Source organism: Bacillus sp. RB3, from assembly GCF_030164735.1.
Classification (GTDB): Bacteria; Bacillota; Bacilli; order Bacillales; family Bacillaceae_G; genus Bacillus_A; species Bacillus_A cereus.
The window spans coordinates 133365-157752 of record NZ_JASNGE010000005.1 but is presented as its reverse complement, the minus strand read 5'-3'; the positions used below and the strand labels follow the sequence as shown (position 1 = coordinate 157752).

The following is a 24388-nucleotide window of genomic DNA, read 5'->3' as shown; positions in this document are numbered from 1 at the left end:
CCTTAGCTGAGAGGTTTTTTTATTTAACTAGGAGGTTATAACAATGAGCGGAATTATAGCGACGTATTTAATCCATGATGATTCACATAACTTAGAAAAAAAAGCTGAGCAAATTGCACTCGGTTTAACAATTGGCTCTTGGACTCATTTGCCACACTTATTGCAAGAACAATTAAAGCAGCATAAAGGCAACGTCATTCATGTTGAGGAATTAGCTGAACATGAATATACCAATTCGTATTTACGTAAAAAAGTAAAACGCGGAATTATTAAAATCGAATATCCGCTATTAAACTTCAGTCCAGATTTACCAGCGATTTTAACGACTACATTTGGAAAGCTATCACTTGATGGCGAAGTAAAACTAATTGACTTAACTTTTTCAGACGAGTTAAAAAAACATTTTCCTGGTCCAAAATTCGGGATAGATGGTATTCGAAATCTTTTACAAGTGCATGATCGTCCCCTTTTAATGAGTATTTTTAAAGGAATGATTGGACGAAACATTGGGTATTTAAAAACGCAATTACGCGATCAAGCAATTGGTGGTGTAGATATAGTAAAAGATGATGAAATATTATTTGAAAATGCATTAACACCACTTACGAAACGCATTGTATCTGGAAAAGAAGTTTTACAATCTGTCTACGAAACATACGGTCATAAAACGTTATATGCCTTAAATTTAACAGGACGAACTTTTGATTTAAAAGAAAATGCTAAACGTGCAGTGCAAGCTGGAGCTGATATTCTATTATTTAACGTATTTGCTTACGGACTAGATGTACTACAATCACTTGCAGAAGATGATGAAATCCCAGTTCCTATTATGGCACATCCTGCTGTAAGTGGTGCTTATTCAGCATCCAAGTTATATGGAGTTTCATCACCATTATTACTTGGAAAGCTACTACGTTATGCTGGGGCTGACTTTTCATTATTCCCATCTCCATACGGAAGTGTTGCGCTAGAAAAAGAGGAGGCTCTTGCTATCTCAAAATATTTAACTGAAGACGATGCATTTTTCAAGAAGAGCTTTTCTGTTCCGTCTGCTGGTATTCATCCTGGTTTCGTTCCCTTTATTGTACGAGATTTCGGTAAAGATGTTGTTATTAATGCTGGCGGCGGGATACACGGACATCCAAATGGAGCGCAAGGCGGCGGTAAAGCTTTCCGTACTGCAATTGATGCTACTTTGCAAAATAAACCACTCCATGAAGTAGACGACATAAATTTGCATAGTGCACTACAAATATGGGGAAATCCCTCTTATGAGGTGAAATTATGAGTATTCAAGTATTTTGTGATTTCGATGGCACGATTACAAATAATGATAACATTATGTCCATTATGGAAAAATTCGCACCACCAGAAGCCGAAGAAGTAAAGAATAAAATTTTATCACAAGAACTATCCATTCAAGAAGGTGTTTCTCGATTATTTCAATTAATACCTACTAATCTGCACGATGATATTATTCAATTTTTAATAGAAACTGCTGAAATCCGTAGTGGTTTTCATGAGTTTATACAATTCGTAAAGGAAAATAACATTTCTTTTTACGTGATATCAGGTGGAATGGATTTCTTCGTCTATCCACTCTTACAAGGAATCATTCCAAAAGAGCAAATTTATTGTAATGAAACAGACTTTTCAGCAGAGTTTATTACAGTTAAATGGCCTCATTCTTGTGATGATCATTGTCATAATCATTGCGGATTATGTAAATCATCATTAATCCGTAAATTAAGTGATACAAATGACTTTCATATTGTAATTGGAGATTCTATTACTGATTTACAAGCCGCGAAACAAGCTGATAAAGTATTCGCTCGCGATTTTCTTATTACAAAGTGTGAAGAAAATCATATTGCTTATACACCGTTTGAAACGTTTCAAGATGTGCAAGCTGAATTAAAACTTTTGTTGGAGGTGAAGGCATGAAACAACTTTTTCGTCAATGGTATGACTTAAGCGAGTTAAAAAAAGAGTTAACAACACGAAATTGGTTTCCAGCAACAAGTGGTAATATTTCTATAAAGGTTAGCCATGAACCACTTACTTTTCTTATTACAGCAAGCGGTAAAGATAAAACAAAAACCACTCCAGATGATTTTCTATTAGTAGATCATGTAGGAGTTCCCGTTTTAGAGACTGAATTACGCCCTTCAGCAGAAACAATATTGCATACACACATTTATAACAATACGAATGCCGGGTGCGTACTTCATGTTCATACAACTGATAATAATGTCATCACAAATTTATATAGTGATGCAGTCACCCTTCAAAATCAAGAAATTATTAAAGCACTCGATATTTGGGAAGAAGGTGCAACAATTCAAATTCCTATTATTGAAAACCATGCCCATATCCCAACGCTTGGAGAAAACTTCCGAAAGCATATACAAGGAGATTCGGGTGCAGTATTAATCCGTAACCACGGTATTACTGTATGGGGCCGAGATAGCTTTGATGCAAAGAAGAGATTAGAAGCTTATGAGTTTTTATTCCAATTTCATATAAAACTATTATCAATTCAAGGAGGCGTTTCTAATGGCGCAAATTCGTATTCATGAAGTAAATACTCGTATTGAAAATGAAGTGGAAGTATCTAAATTTCTACAAGAGGAAGGCGTTTTATATGAGAAATGGAATATTTCTAAACTTCCTACTCATTTAAATGAAAATTATTCGTTAACAGATGAAAACAAAGCTGAAATATTAGCTGTGTTTTCAAAAGAAATCGCTGATGTTTCAGCACGCCGTGGTTATACAGCACATGATGTAATTTCACTTTCAAATAGCACCCCTAACCTTGACGAATTATTAATTAATTTCCAAAAGGAACACCATCATACAGATGACGAAGTTCGCTTTATCGTCAGTGGTCATGGCATTTTCGCTATTGAAGGTAAAGATGGGAAATTCTTTGATGTTGAACTTGAGCCAGGCGATTTAATATCTGTTCCTGAAAATGCAAGACATTATTTTACCTTGCAAGATGATCGCCAAGTTGTAGCTATTCGTATTTTTGTGACAACTGAAGGCTGGGTTCCAATCTATTAAGGTAGTTAGTTGAATAAAAGGACTTGGACCCCCTTTTCCAAACTTTTATTCACTCTACATATATACATCCTCCTATGGAACAGGCTTATTTCATTTTGAAATAAGCCTGATTTTTTATTTACTTGAAAGTACTATTTCATCACAAATTTAACATCTTGATTTTTCAAGTGCATTTTTCGAACATTTATTGAATTTTTTCTGAAAATTCTGTTTTATATGTGATATACTACAATTAACTAAGAAGGAAAATAATATCGCAAACAGAGGGGGATAATCATGAGCTTACTTATCGCACTTATACTTGGAGTTACATGTGGAGCATTTCCTGTTATTTTAGGAGCTATTATGGAAGAGTTAGAAATTGGTGTTTTAGGATTTGTCGCATCTTGTGTAAGCGCTTTATTATTTGGTTTATTCGGCGCTATTCCTGTTTCAATTCTGTGTGCTTTTTATATAATACGCCATGCTCGTACAAAACAATTTGGCCCTAATCACATCGCACAAATTATCCCGTTCCCGGTTGAACGATGCCGCCGGGCTTCTAACTTATAATTATAAAAATTAAAGATGACTAAATAAATAAAAGTCCTCATTTGAGGACTTTTATTTATTTTCTTCTAGAAATTGAAACAATTCTTGTAGATGTAGGGCATCTTCACCATAGCTAATAGATACATAAAATATGCCGTCAATCTCAGCTTGCATATAAAGATCCACTCCATCACGATCATATTTCAATGCTAAATAAAACTCCATTTCTTCTAACATCTTTTTTGAGGTTCGAATTACATAATGCCCCTTCTCATCTCTTCCATATTCAAATTCTGGTTCAAAATCATATTTTTGTTTAAAAGCTTCTTTTTGTCTTTCATTAATTTGCATACAAGTAGCTCGCTGTACAGTATCAATCATCTCATCAAACTTTTGAAGGTCCACCTCGTTTACCCCCTTATATATTTTTTATATAATACTTGTGTTCCACTATTTTCTTCGCCATCCTTAATTAACTCTTCATACAATTCTTTCGCCAAACTTAAGCCTGGGACTGGTAATTGTAATTTTTCTGCTTCCTCTAAAGCAATTTTCATATCTTTCATAAAATGCTTTACATAAAATCCTGGCTCAAAGTCTCCTTTTAACATTCGAGGAGCTAAATTACTTAATGACCAGCTACCTGCTGCTCCTGTTGAAATACTCTCTAACACTTTATCTGGATTCAGTCCAGCCTTCTTCGCGTAAGCAACAGCTTCACATACTCCAATCATATTGGAAGCAATGGCAATTTGATTGCACATTTTTGTATGTTGTCCACTCCCAGCTGGTCCTTGTAATTGAATGTTTGTTCCTAACTTTTCAAGTAAAGGTAAGCATCTATCATATATTTCTTTCTCTCCACCTACCATAATTGCGAGTTTTGCTTCTTTCGCGCCAACATCTCCTCCTGAGACAGGTGCATCTAACGTATATATTTTTTTGCTTTTTGCAACTTCATTAATACGTTTTGCTAAAGTAGGTGTAGATGTCGTAAAGTCAATTGCTATCGTACCTTCTTTTGCATGTTCTATAATTCCTTCTATACCAAAATACACTTCTTCTACATCATGTGGATATCCAACCATTGTCATTACAATATCAACTTGCTTCACTAACTCTTTTGGCGTATTACACCAATTTGCACCAGCTTGCACTAAAGAATCTGTTTTTGCTTTCGTTCTATTATATACATATACTTTATGACCATCTTGCATTAAGTGATAAACCATACTTTTTCCCATTACGCCAATACCAATGAAACCTATTGATACAGTTTTATGTTCCATTTTCTCATCCCCTTTGTTCTAATAAATCATTTACCATCTTTCGGAACTCTTTATTAAAGTCATCATCCATACTATTTTTCACATTTGAAAATAACATAACAAAAATTCCTTTTTCTTTATTAAAATTATTGAAAGTATTCCAACCAGATAACACACCATGATTATGAAAATAATCTGGATATATATAAAAACTAAATGCATATTTCCGTTCTGCTGAAGGCGAAAACATTGCTTGTATACTTTGTTCAGAAAGAAGTTTTCCATTTATAATTGCTTCGTCTAACTTCTTCATATCTCCAACTGTCGTATACATCTCACCACAACCATATAGCCAATCCATGCCTAACTTCTGCGCTGGTACAAGCTCTTTATCTTTTTTCACATAACCCTTTGCAAAATTTTTATCTCCAGGTACCATATTTCCCATACCGGATTCATACATATCTGCTTTTATAAATATGTTTTCTTTTATGTAATCTCCTAAAGGTTTTTTGGAGATATGTTCTATTATATAAGCAAGAACCATATAATTATAATCTGTATATCTCCAACCTGTTCCTGCAGGAAATTCTAAATTTTGACGTCCAATCCAATTAATTAACTGTAAACGGGAAGCAGCATTCACATTTCCTTTCGCATGTTCAGGTAAACCAGAGGTATGCGTTAATAAATGATATAGCGTAATATTTTTATTCTCCGGAAATGAAGGAATATATTTATTTACATTATCTTGAATATTCAATTTACCTTGTTCTTGCAACTGTAAAATAGATGTGGCAACAACTGTTTTCGTAATAGAACCGATACGATATTTTGTTTGAGGCGTATTTTCTATTTTATTTTGAACATCAGCATACCCATATCCTTTATTCAATATAACATGCTCTTTATCTGTTACCAAAACTGTTCCATTAAATTGCTTTCCGACTAAATATTGATCTAATTTTTGAGATATGCTAGCATAATCAATTTGTTGCTCTTCTTTTTCTTCTATATTCCCTTGTACTTCCGATTCAATAGTAGGATTCACTTTAGTTGTTAATACAGTGTTTTCCTTTATATTGGGGCTAACAAGAAAATAGTATACTCCGCCGCCAACTATAGCAGACAGTGAAGCCATCACCATTACTTTTTTTATCATATTGATCCTCCATAATTCCTTCGCTAAAAATTATCCCCCCTATTCTATTATCAAACAATAAAAAAAAATCGCAACAATTTGTTGCGAAAAATTACATTTTTTCTTTTCTATACACACATACTTGATTCTTTCCATTTTTTTTCGCTTCATATAATGCAATGTCCGCTCGTTGCATTAATTCTTCTCTTGTAGTTCCTTGTTCATATAACGCAACTCCAAAGCTAGCTGTTAACTTCGAAATTCCAGTAAATTGCTTTGTTTCAATAAAGAATCGTAATGACTCCGCAACTTGAAATGCTTCCTTTTCTACTGTATTTGTCACTAATATAATGAATTCTTCTCCTCCCCATCTTGCAAATACATGTTGCTGCTCCACTTTAGATTTCATAAGCTCTGCAAGTTGTATTAATGCTAAATCGCCAAAATCATGACCATATGTGTCATTAACTGTTTTAAAATTATCTATATCAAATAAAATGATTGCTATTTTCTCATCACTACGTATTACCTTTTCCCATTCTACCTCTAGTATTTGTTGAAACTTTAAACGATTATAAATCTCTGTCAATGAATCTATCATAGCAAGTCTTTCTTGTTCTTGATAGATTTCATCTAATTCTGTAATTTCCGTGCACTTTACAATAAATCTTGATAAATCTTCTGGCAATGGTGTCGCACGTAATAGAAAAGTAGATACTGCCCCTTCATAATTTAACATCTTAATTCTTCTACCACTAGATAAAGTATCGTCTAGCCATGTTATATCATGCGTCGTCGAGTAGTATCCATTTTCTCTAATAAAATGTTCAGCAAATACTAAATGTTGCTCACGATAGGCAAACAAATTTTCATATCCGAAAAAAGCTAAAAAATTTGTATTACAATCAACTATTTCATCATCTTCTACTATAAATAATAGATCATTTTGAAAATCAAACATCGTTTGAAGCAATTCCTGCTGCAAACTAACTTGCCTTACTAAAGAAAGTTGATACAAACTCTTATTCACTTCCTCTAACACTGCTTGCGGAGTTACAGGAGCTATTACAATATTACGTATTCCTAATGCAAGTACATCTGTGAATTCTTTTGTTATTTGTTGATCCCAAATGACAATGAATGTACTGTGCGGAGTATACATATTCTTTATATATTTTATTTGAGAATAATCTGTTACATACGTAATGATAATGTGTGGTTTCGTTCTTTGAAATAATAGTTCGCCCTCTTCAAAACTATTTGCTATAAACATACATTTTGGATGGATATTTTCTACCGTTTGTTGATGCTTACATCCATTTTCTATATAAAGGACATTTAACTGCAGATCTTGTAACACATTTTGGAAAACCGTATTCTCTAATAAAAAATGTAGTATGTTCATCACTAGTCTTCACTCACTTCATATATCTTGTTCTACTGAATTCCTCACAAACTTTTTTAAAAGACTGGTCTCCAATAAACTTTAATTTGTGAGAGATACATATTAACAAGCTAATTGAGAATGTTATCTTCGCTTTTCACTCTATAAATTCCTTTTTTAGTGTATGATTGTAGGAATTGTATCGTTTGTATGAATGCCCTAGCTAATTTTTAAAACTTGACAATTAAAATAAAGATATTATATTCTTAAATTCGATAACTTACAAAATGTAAGTAGTGTATATTATTTTTTTGAAAATAATTCGATATACAATTTGGAGGATATACAATGACAAACGACAACTTTTTTGACGTTCTATATGAACGCACATCTACACGTGCATTCAACCCAAATAAAGAAATCTCATCTACAGAATTACATGAGATTTTAAAAGCCGCAGCACAAGCACCTTCCGCTTGGAACTTACAACACTGGAAATTCCTTGTTTTTCAAGGCGAAGATGTACAAAAACGATTACACCCAATAGCTTATAACCAACAACAAATTCTTGATGCTTCTGCAGTAGTCGCTATTTTAGGCGATTTAGAAGCTTATAAAAATGTTGAGCCAGTATATGGTCCAATTGTAGAACAAGGATTTATGAAAGAAGAAGCAAAAGAACGCTTAGCTAAAAATATTGAATCTGCATATGCTCGTGAACAATTCCCAAGAGATGCTGCCTTTTCAAATGCATCTTTAGCAGCAATGCAACTTATGCTTGCAGCTAAAGCAACTGGTTGGGATACTTGTGCTATTGGTGGCTTCAATCCACAAGCACTGACAGACGAATTTAACGTTTCATCTCGTTACGTTCCAATTATGCTTATTACAATTGGTGAATCAACTTTAAAAGGCCACCCTGCACCTCGCATGAGCGTAGAGCAAGTGAGTGAGTGGGCAAAATAATAAAAAACGAAGGTAACTACGTTGCCTTCGTTTTTTATTTCCTGTCATACTTTTGTAATATTACTACAAATCATTCGACATTTATACTTATAGAAAAGTATATTCTATTCCCTCCTCATAAATAAACGTGACGTTTCGTGTCGAATTTTGTTAGGGTGTTGAAATATACCCGTGTATTTTTGTTACAATTGTGATACAATGATAACAAATAGATAACAAGAGAGGGATTTTCATTGAGTTCATACGGAAGCTTTATCGCACTTTTATGTTACATAGTAACTGTACTGCTTCTATATTTTATTGGTGATGCCGCAAACATCTCCATTTTACAATTTCCAAAAGAAGAAGCATTCCAATTAGAATCAGAAAAACATACTGCACGATCCATTGTGCCACTACTCCTAGCTCTTCCTGTATATATCATCGTTTTATATAAAAGTAAAAAAGTGTAAAGGCTACCCATTTCATTTATTTCGGTGGTTTTTACATTTTTTTGTTATATTCCCCCTATTTTAAACATCATTCCATACTAAACACCCAGCTAGTCATTTAAAATGAGAAAATCCCCTAGAAAAAATTCCACTCTCTGTCCAGTCACTAACTACCGAACTTACATAGATTATAAGTGTGAAGGGGGTGATGAGGATTATGTTTGGATCATTTGGATGCTGTGATAACTTTAGAGACTGTCATCATCGTGAAAGAGAGTGTGACCATCGCGAACATCGCGAGAAAGAGAGAGAAGTAGTTAGACCACAACAACCAGCTGTATGTAACGTACTTGCTAGCATTTCAGTTGGAACAGAGCTTTCTCTTTTAAGCATTAGAGGTAATGGCACTTTCAATAATGTAATTTTTGAAGGTTTCGCTAACGGTGTTGCTCTTTTCTCTGCTTTAGCTCGTAATAACAAAGATAACAAAGATAACAATAAAGACGATAAGAACAATCAAAATCGAAATACTTTTACTGGTATTTTACGTGTATGCCCAACTGATATCGTTGCAATCGCTATCTAATTCTGTCTCTTATCCTCGATAGTAAGCAAATAAGGTTTACTTTTCTCATAGAAAAAACCTGAGACCGATTTCAAATCGGCTCAGGTTTTTTTATTGATTATATGCTTTTAACTAGTTCAACAACTTCTTCAGCAGTTGACATCATTAATGCTTTTTCTGCTAATGTTTCCATTTCTGCTTTTGACAACTTGCTTAGCTGTGTTCTTGCAGGAAGAATAGATGTTGCACTCATACTGAACTCATCTAAACCTAATCCTAATAATAATGGGATAGCAAGTGAATCACCCGCCATCTCACCACACATACCAGCCCATTTGCCTTCTTTATGAGCAGCATCGATAACCATTTTTACAAGACGTAAAATAGATGGGTTATATGGTTGGTATAAGTAAGATACTTGTTCGTTCATACGGTCTGCAGCCATTGTGTATTGGATTAAATCATTTGTTCCGATAGAGAAGAAGTCAACTTCTTTCGCGAATTGATCTGCTAATACTGCTGAAGCTGGGATTTCAACCATCATACCAACTTCAATAGAATCAGAAACAGTTGTACCCGCTTCTACAAGTTTCGCTTTCTCTTCTAATAAAATCGCTTTCGCTTGACGGAACTCATCAAGAGTTGCAATCATTGGGAACATAATTTTTAAGTTACCGTATACGCTAGCACGAAGTAATGCACGAAGTTGTGTACGGAACACATCTTGCTCATCAAGACATAAGCGAATTGCACGGTATCCTAAGAATGGGTTCATTTCTTTTGGTAAATGTAAGTATGGAAGCTCTTTATCTCCACCGATGTCAAGTGTACGAACAACGACTGGTTGACCTTCTTTTACACCTTCAAGAACTGCTTTATACGCTTCGAACTGCTCTTCTTCTGTTGGAAGATTGTCACGGCCCATGTATAAGAATTCTGTACGGTATAAGCCAACGCCTTCTCCGCCATTATCGATAATACCTTGTACATCATTTGGTGTTCCGATATTTGCAACAAGCTCAACGTGATGTCCGTCACTTGTTACAGTAGCTTGGTCTTTTAATTTAGCCCATTCAGCTTTTTGCTCTTCAAATTTCGCTTTCTTTTCTTCAAACGAACGAAGAGTTTCTTCTGATGGGTTTACGATTACTTCTCCATCTAAACCGTCAATGATAACGATATCGCCGTTTTGGATTTTCTCCATAACAACTTTCGTACCAACAACAGCTGGAATTTCCATAGAACGAGCCATAATTGCAGAGTGAGATGTACGTCCACCGATATCAGTAGTGAAACCTTTTGCATACTTACGGTTTAACTGAGCTGTATCAGATGGTGTTAAATCTTCAGCAATGATGATTACTTCTTCAGAAATTGTACCAGGATTTGAGAAGTTAATTCCTAGTAAATGTGCAAGAACGCGTTTTGTTACGTCACGAATGTCCGCAGCACGTTCTTTCATATATTCGTTATCCATGTTTTCAAACATAGAAATAAACATTGATGCAACTTCATCCATTGCAAATTCAGCATTTACTTTTTCGCTATTTACTTTATCTTTTACTGGGTTTACTAGTTCTGGATCATTTAACACTAATAAATGTGCTTCAAAGATCGCAGCTTTGTCAGCACCTAGCTCAGCAAATGCGTGGTCCTTAATAGCTTCTAATTCAGTTTTTGCTTTCTCAAGCGCAGCGTCTAAGCGTGCAATTTCTGCAGCTTCGTTTGTAATTGATTTCTTTTCGATGTTAAATTCAGGATTTTCAAGTCTGAAAGCCTTTGCAATAGCAATCCCACTTGATGCAGCGATCCCTTGAATGTTAAGAGTCATTATTCTCCTAATCCTTCGTTTTTCATAGTTTCTTCGATAGCTGCTAGTGCTTGAGCTGCATCATCACCATTTGCAGTGATTTTAATTTCTGCGTTTTGTTGAATGCCTAAAGACATAACGCCCATGATTGATTTTAAGTTAACGTTCTTTCCGTTATACTCTAAGTTAATGTCAGAACCGAATTTGCTTGCAGTGTTTACAAGTAGAGTTGCTGGACGAGCATGAATTCCTGAGTCGCTAGTTACTTTAAAGATTTTTTCCATGATAATTTATCTCCTTTAAATTACAGTATTTTTTAGTTGTATAGACGTGAGTACTACACCATCTATTGTATATAATAGGCGATGTTCGGTCAACCACATCGCCTATTATAATTATAAACATTTTGCGTCAAATTCCTACTGAATGTCAATAATAGCGGTTTCGCCCTTCTTAACATTTCCATCTTTTTTCAATTCGACTTGTTGCCCTTGTTGTAAGTTTGTAAAGACAATTGGTGTAATGATAGATGGTGCATTTTCTTTTACAAATGCAAGATCTACTTTTAATAATGGTTGGCCTTGTTTCACCTTGTCGCCTTGTGCTACAAGCGCTTCAAAACCTTCACCATTTAATTTTACAGTATCAATACCGAAGTGGATTAAAATTTCTTTTCCGCCTTCAGATTGAATGCCAATCGCATGTTTTGTAGGGAATACATTGACAATCTCACCGTTCACTGGAGAAACTACTGTTCCTTCAGTTGGTTCAATTGCAAATCCGTCTCCCATCATTTTTCCTGAGAATACTTGGTCAGGCACTTCTGTAATTGGTAAGATTTTCCCTTCGATTGGTGATACAATTGTTTCATTTTCATCAACTTTTTGAGGAGTTTCTTCCACTTTTACAGGTTCTTCTTTTTCAACATGAGGTGTACGACCTGACATAATATCATGAATTTGTGATTTTAATGTGTCAGATTTCGGCCCGAAAATAGCTTGAATGTTATTTCCAACTTCAAGTACACCAGCTGCTCCAAGTTCTTTTAAGCGGTCTTTGTTTACATTCTTTTGTTCGTTAACTTGAACACGTAAACGAGTAATACAAGCATCTAAAGAAGCAATGTTTTCTTTCCCACCAAGTGCTACTAATACTTCACGAGGAAGTTCGCCTGCTTCTGCTTTTCCTGCGCCGTCATTTGCATTTGCCACTTCACGACCAGGTGTTTTTAGATTCCATTTGCGAATTGCAAAGCGGAATCCGAAGTAGTAAATAACTGCTAGTACAAGACCAACAATAATTACCCACCACCATGCTGTACGGCCTGGTAATACACCGAATAATAGGAAGTCAATTAAACCACCAGAGAATGTCATACCAATTTTAACACCTAAAATTTGCATTGTCATAAATGATAGACCAGCAAATACAGCGTGAATTCCGAATAATACTGGCGCTACGAATAAGAATGAAAATTCAAGTGGCTCTGTAATACCTGTTAAGAAAGATGTTAATGCTGCAGAACCTAAAATACCTGCTGCTAATTTTTTATTTTCTGGACGTGCTTCATGGTACATTGCTAAAGCTGCTGCTGGAAGACCAAACATCATGAACGGATACTTACCAGTTGTAAATGTACCTGCTGTTAATTCTACACCGTCTTTTAACTGTGCCATAAAGATTTTTTGGTCACCACGGATTAATTCGCCAGCTGCATTTGTATACTGACCGAATTCGAACCAGAACGGTGAATAGAAAATGTGATGTAATCCAAATGGAATTAATGAACGTTCAATTAAACCGAATATAAATGCTGCGATTGTTCTATTTGCATCAATCATTTGATGTGAGAACGTGTTTAAGCCACCTTGAATGTATGGCCAAATGAAGCACATGATAATACCTACTATTAAAGAGAATGTTGCAGTTGCGATCGGTACGAAGCGCTTACCTGCAAAGAAACCTAAGTATGATGGTAATTCAATGTTGAAGTATTTATTATAGCAATATGCCGCTACTATACCGACGATAATACCACCAAATACTCCTGTTTGTAGCGTTGGAATACCTAATACGTTTGCATACGCTGGATCTGCAAATCCAATTTTTACTGGGTCTGCTCCAGAACTTGTTACTTTCACTAGCTTATCTACTTCTAAGAACACACTCATCGTTTTGTTCATAATTAAGTAGCCGACGAATGCTGCTAAACCAGCTACTCCGTCTCCACCAGCTAAACCAATTGCTACCCCAACTGCGAATAATAATGCAAGGTTAGCGAAAATAATATCACCAGATTGTTCCATAATTTTTGCAACCATTACGAACCAATCTGCTTTTAAAGCAGGAATAACATTTGTTAACTGTGGATTTTGAAATGCATTACCAAATCCAAGTAAAATACCTGCCGCCGGTAAAATCGCTACTGGAAGCATTAACGCTTTTCCGACTTTTTGAAGAACACCAAAGATCTTCTTAAACATGGAAACCCTTCCTCTCTTATCTATATTGATACCTTCCGACAAACGCCAAAAAGACATGAGGAAAAAAAGATAGAACGATAGCTATACAAAGGGTAGTATATCCCTTTCTCTAGCTTACATTCCTTACTTTTCTCCACTCATGCCTGATCGAATCAGTAACACGTGTCAAAAATAGGTTTACGTATAAGTTCACTATAATTAAGGCAAACGTTTTCGTTACTCACCTTAATGTGTTTGTCGAAATTTGTATAACTTTGCAATAGTTATTATACATAACTATTGTAAGCGATTCAATCATTTTTTTTAACGTTTTCATTTTAGACAAAAATATATGACTTTTTACACATGCTCTGCCTTCACTAAGCGTTGCAAGTGCATCGTTAAATAAATACTTTCAGCTTCATATACAGGTAGTTGCAACTCTTTTTGCATGACCTTAACTAGCTTCCAAGCCAAGTTATAGCAAACTGGATACTCCGCCTTTAATAAATCAGCAAAACTTTGCGATTCTTCTACTTTTTCTCCTTTTTTCACCCTCTCAATAGCATATTGAAGATGACGAATAAGGCGTAAATAATGAATGCTCTCTTGGTCTAATGTAATTTGTAAGTTTGTCTCAATTAAAGATACAAGTTGTGCAATGAGACGGGAGTTTTGATTAACTGAAGATAAATCAGAATTTGTAAGCGAACTGTAAATGTGAAGTGCAATAAAACCAATTTCTCCTTCTGGCAATGTAATTTGCAAACGAGAATTTAAAAGTTGTACAACACCTTCCGCAATTTCATATTCCTCTGGATAGAGCATTTTTGTTTCAACTAAAAAAGGGTTATCAATTGTAAGTCCTTGTTTTAACCTTTTAATCGCAAATGAAATATGATCCGTTAACGCAATATGAATATGTTCATTTAGTGGAGATTTCGCTTTTTCTTGAATGTACAGCATAATATCGTTCATCAATTCAATTAATTTTTCACTAATATGCGGCACTAATAATTTGTATTGTTCACGATCACGTTCATTTTTTAAGACAAACATTTTTTCGATTTGTTCTTGCTCCAATACATCTTTCGCTTTTTTCCCAAATCCAATTCCTTTACCAATCACTACTACTTCCTCGTGTTCCGGATGGCTAGCAATGATGACATTATTATTTAAAACTTTTTTAATTTCTAGATAATTACTCATATAACACCACCCTCGTACTTAAATAGCCTACTTTTATGTTACAGAATATTCTTCTTTGTCGTCAATGTAAAACATCTGCCATTTAATAAAAATTCATTTTTTAGACATGTTTATATATGATGCGTATAATGTAAGAGCAACTGTACATAGAAAGGAGATAACAGCATGATTAAAATGTTTGTAAGTGATATCGATGGTACAATGATGCAACACGGAGGTCTTATTGATGAACAAGATGTTGCGGCACTACGCAGCCTTGCCGAACAAAATGTTATTCTTTGCTTCGCTTCCGGAAGACTTGATAATGAAATTGCAGACTTAATGAAAGCTGTAAATACAAATTTTCATCGCATTAGTGTAAATGGTGTTTTTGTATATACACATGAAAATAAACAACTATTATCTGCAACTTTTGATTCCAGCATACTTCCCGATTTGTTAGCTATGACGAATGAAGATCCTTATTTCCGTTATGTAAGTGATGAGCATAATTATTACATTGAAGAGAAAACACCTTTTATTCAAGAACTTGAACAACAAGTAACTATGACTTCTGTTGAAGAACCAAACTTACTACAGAAGATTGATGATACAATTTTCCCAAATAAAATTTCTGTCGGTGGAACAAAGGAGAGCTTACAACTCCTTCAGAAAAAAATTGATGAAAAATTCCACGGGAAAGTTAGTACTTTCATCTCAGCAGAACAATGTTTAGATGTAATGCCACCGAATGTTAGTAAAGGCTCTGCCATTTCTGTTTTATTAAATGAGTTTCAAATAAAACCTGAGGAAATTGCTTGTATAGGGGATTCTTACAATGATATTCCTATGTTTTCTTTAACTCCTCACAGTTTTGCTATGTCACAAGCAGATGATGCAGTAAAAAATCACGCTCACTATGTAGTAAATCACGTCAAAGATGCTGTTAACCACGTAATTGCTCATAATAAAAATACGACTCATTCCTTATAAGGATGAGTCGTATTTTTATTTCTTTACATGTTAACCATTTTCAATTCCACTGTACTTCACAAACTGAAATATACTATTTGTTACGTGCGATATTCGTAATAAATTTATAACGATCTCCACGATAAATACATTTCACGTACTCTAGCGGTACCTCACCTTCTGAATATGACCATTGACGCATTACAAGTACAGGCGCCTTTTTAGGAATATGCAGATGTTCAGCTTCATTTTCCGTCGCAACGGAAGCTTCAATTGACTGAGTAGCGCTAACAAGTTTAAAGCCCAGTTTTTTCTCTAAATGTTCATATAAAGATTGTTGCAATATCTCTTCGTTAATATCTTTTACAAGAGCTGGCGACAAATATGTCGTCTCAAAAGCAATCGGTTCATCATCAGCTAAGCGAATACGCCTCACTTCATAAACCGATTCCCCCTCCTGTATTCTCAACCGGTCTGCTATTTTCGCAGTAGCTGGAACTAGGCGGAAACTAAGTAATTGACTACTTGGGTTCATCCCACGAGAAATCATGTCTTCTGTGAATCCCGTCATTCCTTGCAATTTTTGTTCCACTTTCGGAAGTTGGACAAATGTTCCAATTCCACGCTTCCGATATAAATAGCCTTGTTCCACTAAATTATTAATCGCCTGTCTGATTGTCATTCGACTCACTTCGAACTTATCACAAAGTTCATTCTCAGATGGGATTTTATCTCCCGGCTTCCATTCGCCGTCCTCAATTAGCTGTTTCACCCACTCTTGAATCTGATAATAGATCGGAAATGGTGAATACTTGTCGATGTTCATCAGCAATCGCCTCACTGCATAAAGATAGAGCTTCTTGATCAGCGATTACGGTTACATTCGGATGACGTTGTAAAACTGTAGCCGGACACTCTTCACTATATTCACCTTGCAATAATTCTTTAACAGCTTCTGCCTTTTTAGAACCCATAGCAACTAGTAGAACTTGTTTCGCTTTCATAATGCTTCCAATTCCCATTGTAATCGCATGAGTTGGCACATCTTCTTCTTTTTCGAAGAAGCGAAGGTTTGCTTGGCGTGTAGATTCTGTTAATTCAACAATGTTTGTTGGAGAATTAAACGGTGTTCCTGGCTCATTAAATCCGATGTGACCGTTTTCACCGATTCCAAGAATCTGTAGGTCAACTGGGTTAGCAGCTAGAATGCTCTCGTAACGTTTGCACTCTTCCTCTAAATCACTTGCCATCCCGTTTGGTACATAAGTTTGTTTAAATGGAAGATGATCAAACAACTGTTCTTGCATGAAATAGTGATAGCTGTTTTTATCTTCATGTGGTAAATTTACGTACTCATCTAAGTTTACAGTGGTTACACGGCTTGTATCAAGTTTATTTTTTCGCATTTCTGCATAAATACCTAATGGAGAGCTTCCTGTAGCCATTCCTAATGTTGGATTTTCTTTTGTTTTTACAACTTCTTCAATTAATTTATAACCTGCTTCTGCTAGTTCTTCTGGAGTTTTTACAACAAGAATATTCATTTAATTACTTCCCTTCCTTCATATGAATTCCTAAACGAACCGTATCATATACATGTAAATCTTCATTCATCACAACAAAGTCTGCATCTTTTCCTACCGCTAATGCACCTTTATTATTTAATCCAAACTCTTCTGCTTGGTTAACTGATGTCATCAGTACTGCATCTTCGATTGAACAACCTGTAAATTCAATTACATTTCGGAAAGCTTGATCCATTTTTAAAATACTACCAGCTAACGTTCCATCTTCTAATCGAGCACTACCATCTTTTACATGTACTGGCTGTCCGCCAAGCTCATATAATCCATCTTCAAGACCCTTTGCACGCATTGCGTCAGTGATAACACTTACTTTTTTTGGTCCTTTTAACTTATATGCTAATTTCACCATATCAGGGTGAATATGAATGCCATCTGTAATTACTTCAACCATTACATCTGGATTTAATAACACATGACCAACAACTCCTGGTTCACGGTGATGTAATCCACGCATTTGATTGTATAAATGTGTCGCATGTGTAATCTTTCTATTTTTTAGTTGCGCATCAATTGCATCTGTATGCCCCATTGTGCCAACTACACCAGTTTCAGCAAGATATTGTTCAAACTCTAATGCTCCCTCTTCTTCTGGTGCATATGTTACTAATTTAATTAAATTCCCACTTGCTTCTTGCCATTGTTTAAATTGCTCAATATTTGCAGGAACGATATGTTCAAGTGGTTGTGCACCTGCACGTTTCTTTGAAACATAAGGTCCTTCTAAGTGAATATATTCGAAATGCGCTCCTTTTTCTTTTGCTTCTTTTGCAGCAGTTAACGCTGCTTCAATTGCCTCTGGAGCTTGTGTCATTGTTGTTGGGAAGTAAGTTGTAACCCCTTCTTTTAACATTTCTTTACCTAGAGTTACTAACCCATCGCTATTTGCATCCATCGCATCAATATCGTATCCACCATGAATATGAACATCGATCATACCTGGAATTACAATCTTCCCTGTAGCATCAAAAACAGTTTCATTTTCTTGTGGTACATATTGAGCCATCAAACCAATTTCTTTAATGGTTTCTGCGTAACGAATAAATCCGTTTTCCACTATTTCTTGACCTGTGTAAATTTTGGCATTGATGACAATTTGCGTTTTCATTTTCATCGATCCTTTCCCATGAATTACCTACTTGTTATTATTACCTTATTCGCCTAGTTCCATCTTAATATACGCACGAGTAGTTGTCTATACATTCTAATGAAATTTCCTTTTTATTCAACAGAAAAGGAAATTTCTTACGTCTCTTATAATTATAATATATATTATTCATTTTTCCAAAAAGGGACAGTATCGCCCCCTAATCTAGAAATCACTTCAATAATGGCATTAACCCGCTAGACTCTAACATAATATGTTCACCATCTGTTTCCATTTCTACTGTACGTTTATTCGTTCTATATACCATTATACCGTGCCTTTTTAAGCGTTTCACTACACTTTGGTGAGGATGTCCATACGGATTACTACTCCCGTACGACAAAATAGCAAACTGCGGTTCCACTTTTTTTATAAACGTTTCACTTGTTGAAGTATATGAGCCGTGATGCCCCACTTTTAACACATCTGCATGGACATCAAATTGTTTTAATATTTCATGTTCTGTCCGTACATCCGCGTCACCCATTAATAAAAAATCCGCTTTTCCATATCGCACCTTTAAAACAATTGAGGATTCATTATTTTCATCTTTTGATTTCCCGTTGTTTAATACTTGTATAGAAACATGTGGATCCAGCGGTATATATTGTCCTTCCTTTACTGAAACGAAAGGTATCCCTCTTTTTTTAATATTATTCCGATACGTATGATAAGTAAGAGAACTATATGTTTTTCCGCTATCTAATATAAGCGATACCGGCATTTGCTCTACAATTGGAATTAACCCCCCTATGTGATCCATATCGGGATGCGTACTGACAATTACATCTAAATGATTAATCCCTTTCTCAATTAATTTCTGAATAATAACCTCTCCTGCTTCATAAGGTCCTCCATCAATTAACATTGTTTGTCCATTTGGCATTATAATAAGTGTTGCGTCACCTTGCCCCACTTTTAAAAAGCTCACTTTCATTTTACTAAGATGTTGCCGATGCATATGTAAAGGAGACGTAGTATGAATGGACATCATATACCTTTTAGCTGATGCGCTATTTAAAGAAAAACATAATAAAACAGAAACTAATAATAAAATAATCCGCATACCTCTCATAACTCGTCTCCTTTTTTCATTTAGTATGGCACTGTAAATAATTGATATACAAAAAAAGCTTAGCAAAATGCTAAGCTTTTATTTCGATATCTCTTGTAAGGAACCGAAGAATAAATCTGCTTCATTCATTTGTTCATTCTCTTCAGAAAGCAGTGGTAAATCATCTAATGTTTTCAATCCAAATGTGTCCAAAAATTCTTTTGTTGTTCCGTATAAAATAGGACGCCCTGGTCCTTCTGCTCTTCCCATTTCTTTTATAAGTAAATGTGAAACCAACGTTTGTAACGCCTTATCGGTTTTAACTCCTCTAATCTCTTCCATTTCAGTCCTTGTGATCGGTTGGCGATATGCAACAATCGCTAAAGTTTCGAGGGCAGCTTGTGAGAGTGAAGCAGCTGTTGGTGTATCTATTAATTTTTGATAATATGAAGCATGTTCTTTCTTTGTAGCAAAACGATATACTTTTGCATACTGTACAATTTGCAAACCACGGTTTGCACCTTCACATTCTTGTTGCATTTCTTCTAAAATATTAATTACTTCATTCATTTCAATTTCAAGAACTTTCGCTATTTGTTCTGGATAAATCCCTTCATCACCAGAAACAAATAAAAGGCCTTCAATAATTGACTTTTGTTCTTTCCTATCCATTTCACGAGCTCCTTCCTTCTATTTTCCCATAAAAATACACATCAAAAAACCGAATCACAATTAATGCGTTCGGTTCAATATTTTTTCTCTTGTTCCAAACGATACATTAAAACATAGCATGAGATAAAATGTTCCTATCCCATTTTCACATACTTGCTCTATGCAGATTTATTAGAGCTTGATACGAAAATTTCATCAAAATTATGTTCTTGCTCAATTATGATTTGTTGATTTTTCATAAGTTCCAGAACTGCTAAAAATGTTACAACCATTATTTCACGTTCATCATCAACAAACAAATCGTAAAAACTTTGGCGACCACCCTTTATTTTTAACTGCTTTAAAATATCAGTCATTCGCTGTTCAATTGGTATTTCTTGACGAGTAATACGTGTTGTTACAGGTTTTTTTGCCTTTTTACGGCGCATTAATTTTTGAAATGCTGCTAGCATATCATATAACGTAACATCAAGAGGTAAGCTTGTCTCCTCTTCTTGTTGCAACGATGTAAAGTCAATTGGTGGACGTGTATATAGCTGTGCTCTTTCTTGTTCTCTTTCTTTTAACTCAGTAGCAACTTGCTTATATTTCTTATATTCAATTAACCTCTCCATCAATTCTTGACGAGGATCATCTATAAAATCATCACCGTTATCAAGTACATCTTCTTCATGTTTCGGCAACAACATCTTACTTTTAATTTGTAATAACGTTGCAGCCATTACTAAATACTCACTTGCAACATCTAATTGAAGTTCTTTCATCGTATGCACATAAGATAAATATTGCTCTGTAATATCTGCTACAGGAATATTATATATATCAATTTCATAACGATGTATTAAATGTAACAATAGATCTAACGGCCCTTCAAAAGCCTCTACTTTAAAATTATATTGCACAAAGCATCCCACCACATTTTTTCTATAACAACATAAGTATAGAGCATACTCATGTTCTATCCAACCTTTTTAAGAAATTTAATTAAAAATAGACCGATGCCTATGTCATCATGCCCACCACTTCATATGATAACAGTGTAGTAAGAACAATGTAGGAGGTCAAAAAACTATGGGTCACGTTGATTGTGGTTTTAGCGGTGGGTTCGCATTACTTGTTGTACTGTTTATTTTACTAATTATTGTAGGAGCAGCTTGCTTCTGCTAATATGAACAATAACGGCTAGGGGGAAACCTCCTAGTCGTTTATTGTTCATATTTCTATGATACACTTATATGTATAACCGTTAGATAGGAGCGAGAAAACATGTATCCTACCGAATACATACAATTTTTAATTCATTTCCATGGAGATTATGACTATTTTGAATGCCACGAAATACTAGAAGAGTATTGGAAAACAAAACCAAGAGGTAATCGTGATCATTACTTAGTTGGTCTCATTCAAATCGCAGTTTCTTTATACCACCAAAGACGTGCTAATTGGAATGGTTCCACAAAAATGATGAAAAGCGCAATCATAATTTTAGAAAAAAGCGGTGTGCCTTTACAACGTTTAGGAATTAATCAAGTACAACTTCTTTCCTTGCTCAATGAAAGATTGCAATCTATCCATAAAAAAGAACGTTTTTTACCTTTATTTTTACCCTTATCAGATCCATCGTTAGAGAAGCAGTGCATAGAGTTATGTCAAAAACAAAACCTCTCTTGGAAAGACTTGAATGCTATCCCAGGTGAATATATTATAAACAAGCACACTTTGCGTGATCGCACAGAGGTCATTACTGAACGAAACGAACAATTACAAAAAAGAAAGCAGAGATAATAAACTACTTATCTCTGCTTTCACGAATGTATATTTTGTTCTAGCCCTTTACATTTTTCGCAAAAACTTGCCGTTTGCTCATTTCCGCAAATTGTAAACTCAAGAAATTTACTCTTTAACTCTTGAACCATCTTCGTCCCAATCCCCACATGACGGTGAGACGGGTTCACACTCAAATGCTGAATTTCTAATACTTGATTCTCTTTTTTTACAATCCCCATTATTCCAACAAAATCTTCATTTTCTTTCCACAAATACAATTGCCAATCATCTTTTGCTTCATATTCTTTCATTGTCAATTGTAATGTTTTCACATCTTTTTCAGTTGGCATAAACGAAAGAAGCCCCATTGCAATTTTTTCATAACTTTTTTTAAAACGAATTAACATAACCCTTATCCCTTCTTACAAAAGTTACAAACTAGTAATCCCCTCAATCACTCTTTTCATATCACATTCATTTTACAATATTTTCAACAGAGTGAGAAGAGTCTAAAACAACTTGATAATCATACAAAGCGAAAAGAAGAAAGTCAAATCTATGTTTCAGCACTATTCCTTTAATAAATAGAGTTAAAAAAAGAAAATTTTATATGGAATGGAAAGAAACATATCATTCAACACCACTTCATTTATAGTTACCCTAAAGCAGCACAATTCTAGCAAAATTAATATAACAAAAAATATTTATTGAAACATATAATGTAATGTATTCTATGTAATTGGTTAAAGGTTTGTTCTCACAAGCAATATATTTTAGCAACAATACTACTTGTATGATGAGCTGTAGAAGAAGTACTCAATCTCATTAAAAATAAAAAAGAGAGCAAAAGCTCTCTTTTTCCTTACCTTATTCTTCCCAAACTTTAACTTCTTTCATTACATCGCCTTGACGCATTTTTAATACTGTTTCAATACCGCTTGTTGCTTTACCAAATACAGTATGAACACCATCTAAATGCGGTTGTGGCTCATGAACGATAAAGAATTGGCTACCGCCTGTGTTACGGCCAGCGTGAGCCATAGAAAGTGATCCTACAAGGTGTCTATGAGGGTTTCCATCAGTTTCACATGGAATAGAGTAACCTGGGCCACCTGCACCTGTACCTGTTGGGTCTCCACCTTGGCTTACGAAGCCAGGAATAACACGGTGGAATGTCACACCATCATAAAATCCTTGCTCTGCTAATTTTTTAAAGTTTTCTACTGTTTTCGGTGCTTCTTCTGGGAAAAATTCCAAGTCGATTTTTTCACCGTTTTCCATTAATATGTATCCTAAAGTTTTCATGCGTATATGTCTCCTTTCAATTATCTCAGCACTATATTACCACATTCATGACTAGAAACAAAAAGAATCCGACAATCTAGATACTTCTTTTTTGAAATGTGGAAAAAGCTAGGTGACAAATAAGAAATATATACTATAATAACTTTGTTGCCCGAAAATTTTAGAAAGAGAAAGGGAGCGATTTTTCGTGAAAACGAAATTATTAGCTCTGCTATTAGCTGTAACGGTATTTATGATGCCAACAGCTTCATTTGCAGACATCATCGAGGGAGAATCAATTGTTACATTAGGAGAGAACTTATCCGAACAACAAAAACAAGATCTGTTAAAAGAAATGAAAGCACCAAAAGATGCTACAATTATCACTGTATCTAATGCGGAAGAACATAAATTTCTAGAAGGCATTGTTCCAAAAGCACAAATTGGTACGAGAGCAATTTCTTCTTCTATGATTACATACACAAAACCAGGATCTGGTCTTATTGTACGATCAAAGAACATTAACTGGGTAACAGATGCAATGTACACTAACGCTTTGATTACAGCAGGTGTAAAAGATGCAGAAATTCAAATTACTGCACCTTTTAAAGTTTCAGGAACTGCAGCTTTAACTGGATTAATGAAAGCATACGAAACTGCGTCCAATAAACAAATTCCTGAAGAAGTTAAAAAAGTAGCGAATGAAGAAATGGTACAAACAGCCCAGCTTGGTGATAAAATTGGTGAAGAAAAAGCAGTTCAACTTGTTGCAAAAATTAAAGAAGAAATTGCAAAAGAACAGCCAAAAACAACAGAAGATTTACGTTCATTAATTAAAAAAATTGCTGACCAACTCGGCATTACATTAACAGATGAACAGTTAGATAACTTAGTATCGTTATTTGATAAAATGAAGAATCTTAATATCGATTGGAATCAAGTTGGTAGTCAATTAAACAAAGCAAAAGAACATGTTTCTGCCTTTTTAGGATCTGAAGAAGGGCAAAGTTTTCTAGATAAAGTGAAAGATTTCTTCTCAAGTATCATTGATTTTGTTAAATCTTTATTCAAGTAAAAAAGAAGCCCGCCAATGA

At 34.8% G+C, this 24388-nt stretch carries 28 protein-coding genes; 12 read left to right on the top strand and 16 right to left on the bottom strand.

What is annotated here, in order from left to right:
- Positions 1 to 43 precede the first annotated feature (43 nt).
- From mtnW to QO049_RS09835, 5 genes are all read left to right on the top strand, one after another.
- On the top strand, positions 44 to 1288 hold the full coding sequence (gene mtnW, locus QO049_RS09855) for a 2,3-diketo-5-methylthiopentyl-1-phosphate enolase (RefSeq protein WP_000014192.1): 1245 nt from the start codon (positions 44 to 46) through the stop codon (positions 1286 to 1288).
- On the top strand, positions 1285 to 1944 hold the full coding sequence (locus QO049_RS09850) for a 2-hydroxy-3-keto-5-methylthiopentenyl-1-phosphate phosphatase (protein WP_000027466.1): 660 nt from the start codon (positions 1285 to 1287) through the stop codon (positions 1942 to 1944). The genes mtnW and QO049_RS09850 overlap by 4 nt, the downstream gene beginning before the upstream one ends.
- The gene (locus QO049_RS09845) at positions 1941 to 2579 is read left to right on the top strand and encodes a methylthioribulose 1-phosphate dehydratase (RefSeq protein ID WP_000811347.1); all 639 of its coding nucleotides are present in this window, start codon (positions 1941 to 1943) and stop codon (positions 2577 to 2579) included. Before QO049_RS09850 ends, QO049_RS09845 begins: the two co-directional genes overlap by 4 nt.
- The gene (locus tag QO049_RS09840) at positions 2557 to 3069 is read left to right on the top strand and encodes a 1,2-dihydroxy-3-keto-5-methylthiopentene dioxygenase (protein WP_000057321.1); all 513 of its coding nucleotides are present in this window, start codon (positions 2557 to 2559) and stop codon (positions 3067 to 3069) included. The genes QO049_RS09845 and QO049_RS09840 overlap by 23 nt, the downstream gene beginning before the upstream one ends.
- A gap of 276 nt (positions 3070 to 3345) precedes the next feature.
- On the top strand, positions 3346 to 3621 hold the full coding sequence (locus tag QO049_RS09835) for a hypothetical protein (RefSeq protein ID WP_000054659.1): 276 nt from the start codon (positions 3346 to 3348) through the stop codon (positions 3619 to 3621).
- Positions 3622 to 3672: 51 nt separating this feature from the next.
- Here the strand turns inward: QO049_RS09835 and QO049_RS09830 are convergent, their stop codons facing one another.
- The 4 genes from QO049_RS09830 to QO049_RS09815 form a co-directional block, all read right to left on the bottom strand.
- Positions 3673 to 4005, bottom strand: a complete 333-nt coding sequence (locus QO049_RS09830) for a DUF3909 family protein (protein WP_000365624.1) — start codon at positions 4003 to 4005, stop codon at positions 3673 to 3675.
- Positions 4006 to 4010: 5 nt separating this feature from the next.
- On the bottom strand, positions 4011 to 4889 hold the full coding sequence (locus tag QO049_RS09825) for an NAD(P)-dependent oxidoreductase (protein WP_000400473.1): 879 nt from the start codon (positions 4887 to 4889) through the stop codon (positions 4011 to 4013).
- Positions 4890 to 4893: 4 nt separating this feature from the next.
- Positions 4894 to 6030, bottom strand: a complete 1137-nt coding sequence (locus tag QO049_RS09820; RefSeq protein ID WP_140337562.1) for a serine hydrolase — start codon at positions 6028 to 6030, stop codon at positions 4894 to 4896.
- Between the two features lie 91 nt (positions 6031 to 6121).
- Entirely contained in the window at positions 6122 to 7414 is a 1293-nt protein-coding gene (locus QO049_RS09815; RefSeq protein ID WP_001023189.1) for a GGDEF domain-containing protein, read from the bottom strand.
- Between the two features lie 327 nt (positions 7415 to 7741).
- Here QO049_RS09815 and QO049_RS09810 point away from each other — a divergent pair, with 327 nt between their 5' ends.
- The 3 genes from QO049_RS09810 (at position 7742) to QO049_RS09800 (ending at position 9376) form a co-directional block, all read left to right on the top strand.
- Complete coding sequence (locus tag QO049_RS09810) at positions 7742 to 8359, top strand: nitroreductase family protein (protein WP_000180372.1); 618 nt, start codon at positions 7742 to 7744, stop codon at positions 8357 to 8359.
- Between the two features lie 233 nt (positions 8360 to 8592).
- On the top strand, positions 8593 to 8811 hold the full coding sequence (locus tag QO049_RS09805) for a hypothetical protein (RefSeq protein ID WP_000100485.1): 219 nt from the start codon (positions 8593 to 8595) through the stop codon (positions 8809 to 8811).
- Between the two features lie 196 nt (positions 8812 to 9007).
- Entirely contained in the window at positions 9008 to 9376 is a 369-nt protein-coding gene (locus QO049_RS09800; protein WP_000468039.1) for a DUF3915 domain-containing protein, read from the top strand.
- Positions 9377 to 9473: 97 nt separating this feature from the next.
- On the opposite strand, the gene ptsP is transcribed toward QO049_RS09800, so the two are convergent.
- The 4 genes from ptsP to glcT all read right to left on the bottom strand — a co-directional run bounded on the left by ptsP (position 9474) and on the right by glcT (position 14836).
- Positions 9474 to 11186 (bottom strand): phosphoenolpyruvate--protein phosphotransferase, encoded by a 1713-nt coding sequence (gene ptsP, locus QO049_RS09795; protein WP_000174207.1) that lies wholly within the window; start codon positions 11184 to 11186, stop codon positions 9474 to 9476.
- On the bottom strand, positions 11186 to 11449 hold the full coding sequence (gene ptsH, locus QO049_RS09790) for a phosphocarrier protein HPr (RefSeq protein ID WP_000411080.1): 264 nt from the start codon (positions 11447 to 11449) through the stop codon (positions 11186 to 11188). Before ptsH ends, ptsP begins: the two co-directional genes overlap by 1 nt.
- Positions 11450 to 11584: 135 nt before the next feature.
- Entirely contained in the window at positions 11585 to 13648 is a 2064-nt protein-coding gene (gene ptsG / locus QO049_RS09785) for a PTS glucose transporter subunit IIABC (RefSeq protein WP_000473174.1), read from the bottom strand.
- Positions 13649 to 13987: 339 nt separating this feature from the next.
- Complete coding sequence (glcT, locus tag QO049_RS09780; RefSeq protein ID WP_000073854.1) at positions 13988 to 14836, bottom strand: glucose PTS transporter transcription antiterminator GlcT; 849 nt, start codon at positions 14834 to 14836, stop codon at positions 13988 to 13990.
- A 165-nt stretch (positions 14837 to 15001) separates the two neighbouring features.
- On the opposite strand from glcT, the gene QO049_RS09775 reads away from it, so the two are divergent.
- Positions 15002 to 15808 carry a Cof-type HAD-IIB family hydrolase gene (locus tag QO049_RS09775; protein ID WP_000594244.1) on the top strand — a complete coding sequence of 269 codons (807 nt, stop codon included), beginning with the start codon at positions 15002 to 15004 and terminating at the stop codon, positions 15806 to 15808.
- 73 nt (positions 15809 to 15881) lie between these two features.
- On the opposite strand, the gene phnF is transcribed toward QO049_RS09775, so the two are convergent.
- The 6 genes from phnF to scpA form a co-directional block, all read right to left on the bottom strand.
- Positions 15882 to 16613, bottom strand: coding sequence for a phosphonate metabolism transcriptional regulator PhnF (gene phnF / locus QO049_RS09770; RefSeq protein ID WP_021727649.1), 732 nt, complete (start codon positions 16611 to 16613; stop codon positions 15882 to 15884).
- Positions 16543 to 17331 carry a glucosamine-6-phosphate deaminase gene (gene nagB, locus QO049_RS09765; RefSeq protein ID WP_001024210.1) on the bottom strand — a complete coding sequence of 263 codons (789 nt, stop codon included), beginning with the start codon at positions 17329 to 17331 and terminating at the stop codon, positions 16543 to 16545. The genes phnF and nagB overlap by 71 nt, the downstream gene beginning before the upstream one ends.
- A 4-nt stretch (positions 17332 to 17335) precedes the next feature.
- A complete protein-coding gene (gene nagA / locus QO049_RS09760; RefSeq protein WP_001987227.1) occupies positions 17336 to 18478 on the bottom strand; it encodes an N-acetylglucosamine-6-phosphate deacetylase in 1143 nt (380 codons plus the stop codon).
- A gap of 211 nt (positions 18479 to 18689) precedes the next feature.
- Positions 18690 to 19592 carry a ComEC/Rec2 family competence protein gene (locus tag QO049_RS09755; RefSeq protein WP_001214829.1) on the bottom strand — a complete coding sequence of 301 codons (903 nt, stop codon included), beginning with the start codon at positions 19590 to 19592 and terminating at the stop codon, positions 18690 to 18692.
- A 78-nt stretch (positions 19593 to 19670) separates the two neighbouring features.
- Positions 19671 to 20243 (bottom strand): segregation/condensation protein ScpB, encoded by a 573-nt coding sequence (gene scpB, locus QO049_RS09750; RefSeq protein WP_000375170.1) that lies wholly within the window; start codon positions 20241 to 20243, stop codon positions 19671 to 19673.
- A 158-nt stretch (positions 20244 to 20401) separates the two neighbouring features.
- Positions 20402 to 21145: a segregation/condensation protein A gene (gene scpA, locus QO049_RS09745; RefSeq protein ID WP_001199753.1), complete on the bottom strand. Its 744-nt coding sequence runs from the start codon at positions 21143 to 21145 to the stop codon at positions 20402 to 20404.
- Positions 21146 to 21314: 169 nt separating this feature from the next.
- Here scpA and QO049_RS09740 point away from each other — a divergent pair, with 169 nt between their 5' ends.
- Together QO049_RS09740 and QO049_RS09735 are read left to right on the top strand one after the other, a co-directional pair.
- Complete coding sequence (locus tag QO049_RS09740) at positions 21315 to 21410, top strand: YjcZ family sporulation protein (protein WP_000510194.1); 96 nt, start codon at positions 21315 to 21317, stop codon at positions 21408 to 21410.
- A gap of 99 nt (positions 21411 to 21509) precedes the next feature.
- A complete protein-coding gene (locus QO049_RS09735; protein ID WP_087948576.1) occupies positions 21510 to 22028 on the top strand; it encodes a DUF309 domain-containing protein in 519 nt (172 codons plus the stop codon).
- Between the two features lie 20 nt (positions 22029 to 22048).
- On the opposite strand, the gene ribT is transcribed toward QO049_RS09735, so the two are convergent.
- Complete coding sequence (gene ribT, locus QO049_RS09730; protein WP_000908401.1) at positions 22049 to 22417, bottom strand: GNAT family N-acetyltransferase RibT; 369 nt, start codon at positions 22415 to 22417, stop codon at positions 22049 to 22051.
- Between the two features lie 460 nt (positions 22418 to 22877).
- On the bottom strand, positions 22878 to 23315 hold the full coding sequence (locus tag QO049_RS09725) for a peptidylprolyl isomerase (RefSeq protein ID WP_000853782.1): 438 nt from the start codon (positions 23313 to 23315) through the stop codon (positions 22878 to 22880).
- Between the two features lie 187 nt (positions 23316 to 23502).
- Here QO049_RS09725 and QO049_RS09720 point away from each other — a divergent pair, with 187 nt between their 5' ends.
- A complete protein-coding gene (locus QO049_RS09720; protein WP_000850515.1) occupies positions 23503 to 24369 on the top strand; it encodes a DUF1002 domain-containing protein in 867 nt (288 codons plus the stop codon).
- Positions 24370 to 24388 lie beyond the last annotated feature (19 nt).

Excerpts from the sequence above, each read along its gene's own strand:
- QO049_RS09755 (WP_001214829.1), bottom strand. The coding sequence starts at position 19,592 with ATGAGAGGTATGCGGATTATTTTATTATTAGTTTCTGTTTTATTATGT.
- QO049_RS09810 (WP_000180372.1), top strand. The coding sequence starts at position 7,742 with ATGACAAACGACAACTTTTTTGACGTTCTATATGAACGCACATCTACA.
- QO049_RS09825 (WP_000400473.1), bottom strand. The coding sequence starts at position 4,889 with ATGGAACATAAAACTGTATCAATAGGTTTCATTGGTATTGGCGTAATG.
- glcT (WP_000073854.1), bottom strand. The coding sequence starts at position 14,836 with ATGAGTAATTATCTAGAAATTAAAAAAGTTTTAAATAATAATGTCATC.
- ptsG (WP_000473174.1), bottom strand. The coding sequence starts at position 13,648 with ATGTTTAAGAAGATCTTTGGTGTTCTTCAAAAAGTCGGAAAAGCGTTA.
- QO049_RS09725 (WP_000853782.1), bottom strand. The coding sequence starts at position 23,315 with ATGAAAACTTTAGGATACATATTAATGGAAAACGGTGAAAAAATCGAC.
- QO049_RS09775 (WP_000594244.1), top strand. The coding sequence starts at position 15,002 with ATGATTAAAATGTTTGTAAGTGATATCGATGGTACAATGATGCAACAC.
- QO049_RS09850 (WP_000027466.1), top strand. The coding sequence starts at position 1,285 with ATGAGTATTCAAGTATTTTGTGATTTCGATGGCACGATTACAAATAAT.
- QO049_RS09740 (WP_000510194.1), top strand. The coding sequence starts at position 21,315 with ATGGGTCACGTTGATTGTGGTTTTAGCGGTGGGTTCGCATTACTTGTT.
- QO049_RS09835 (WP_000054659.1), top strand. The coding sequence starts at position 3,346 with ATGAGCTTACTTATCGCACTTATACTTGGAGTTACATGTGGAGCATTT.
- phnF (WP_021727649.1), bottom strand. The coding sequence starts at position 16,613 with ATGAACATCGACAAGTATTCACCATTTCCGATCTATTATCAGATTCAA.
- nagA (WP_001987227.1), bottom strand. The coding sequence starts at position 18,478 with ATGAAAACGCAAATTGTCATCAATGCCAAAATTTACACAGGTCAAGAA.
- QO049_RS09735 (WP_087948576.1), top strand. The coding sequence starts at position 21,510 with ATGTATCCTACCGAATACATACAATTTTTAATTCATTTCCATGGAGAT.
- QO049_RS09840 (WP_000057321.1), top strand. The coding sequence starts at position 2,557 with ATGGCGCAAATTCGTATTCATGAAGTAAATACTCGTATTGAAAATGAA.
- ptsP (WP_000174207.1), bottom strand. The coding sequence starts at position 11,186 with ATGACTCTTAACATTCAAGGGATCGCTGCATCAAGTGGGATTGCTATT.
- nagB (WP_001024210.1), bottom strand. The coding sequence starts at position 17,331 with ATGAATATTCTTGTTGTAAAAACTCCAGAAGAACTAGCAGAAGCAGGT.
- QO049_RS09800 (WP_000468039.1), top strand. The coding sequence starts at position 9,008 with ATGTTTGGATCATTTGGATGCTGTGATAACTTTAGAGACTGTCATCAT.
- ptsH (WP_000411080.1), bottom strand. The coding sequence starts at position 11,449 with ATGGAAAAAATCTTTAAAGTAACTAGCGACTCAGGAATTCATGCTCGT.
- ribT (WP_000908401.1), bottom strand. The coding sequence starts at position 22,417 with ATGTTAATTCGTTTTAAAAAAAGTTATGAAAAAATTGCAATGGGGCTT.
- QO049_RS09815 (WP_001023189.1), bottom strand. The coding sequence starts at position 7,414 with ATGAACATACTACATTTTTTATTAGAGAATACGGTTTTCCAAAATGTG.
- mtnW (WP_000014192.1), top strand. The coding sequence starts at position 44 with ATGAGCGGAATTATAGCGACGTATTTAATCCATGATGATTCACATAAC.
- QO049_RS09820 (WP_140337562.1), bottom strand. The coding sequence starts at position 6,030 with ATGATAAAAAAAGTAATGGTGATGGCTTCACTGTCTGCTATAGTTGGC.
- QO049_RS09845 (WP_000811347.1), top strand. The coding sequence starts at position 1,941 with ATGAAACAACTTTTTCGTCAATGGTATGACTTAAGCGAGTTAAAAAAA.
- scpB (WP_000375170.1), bottom strand. The coding sequence starts at position 20,243 with ATGGATAGGAAAGAACAAAAGTCAATTATTGAAGGCCTTTTATTTGTT.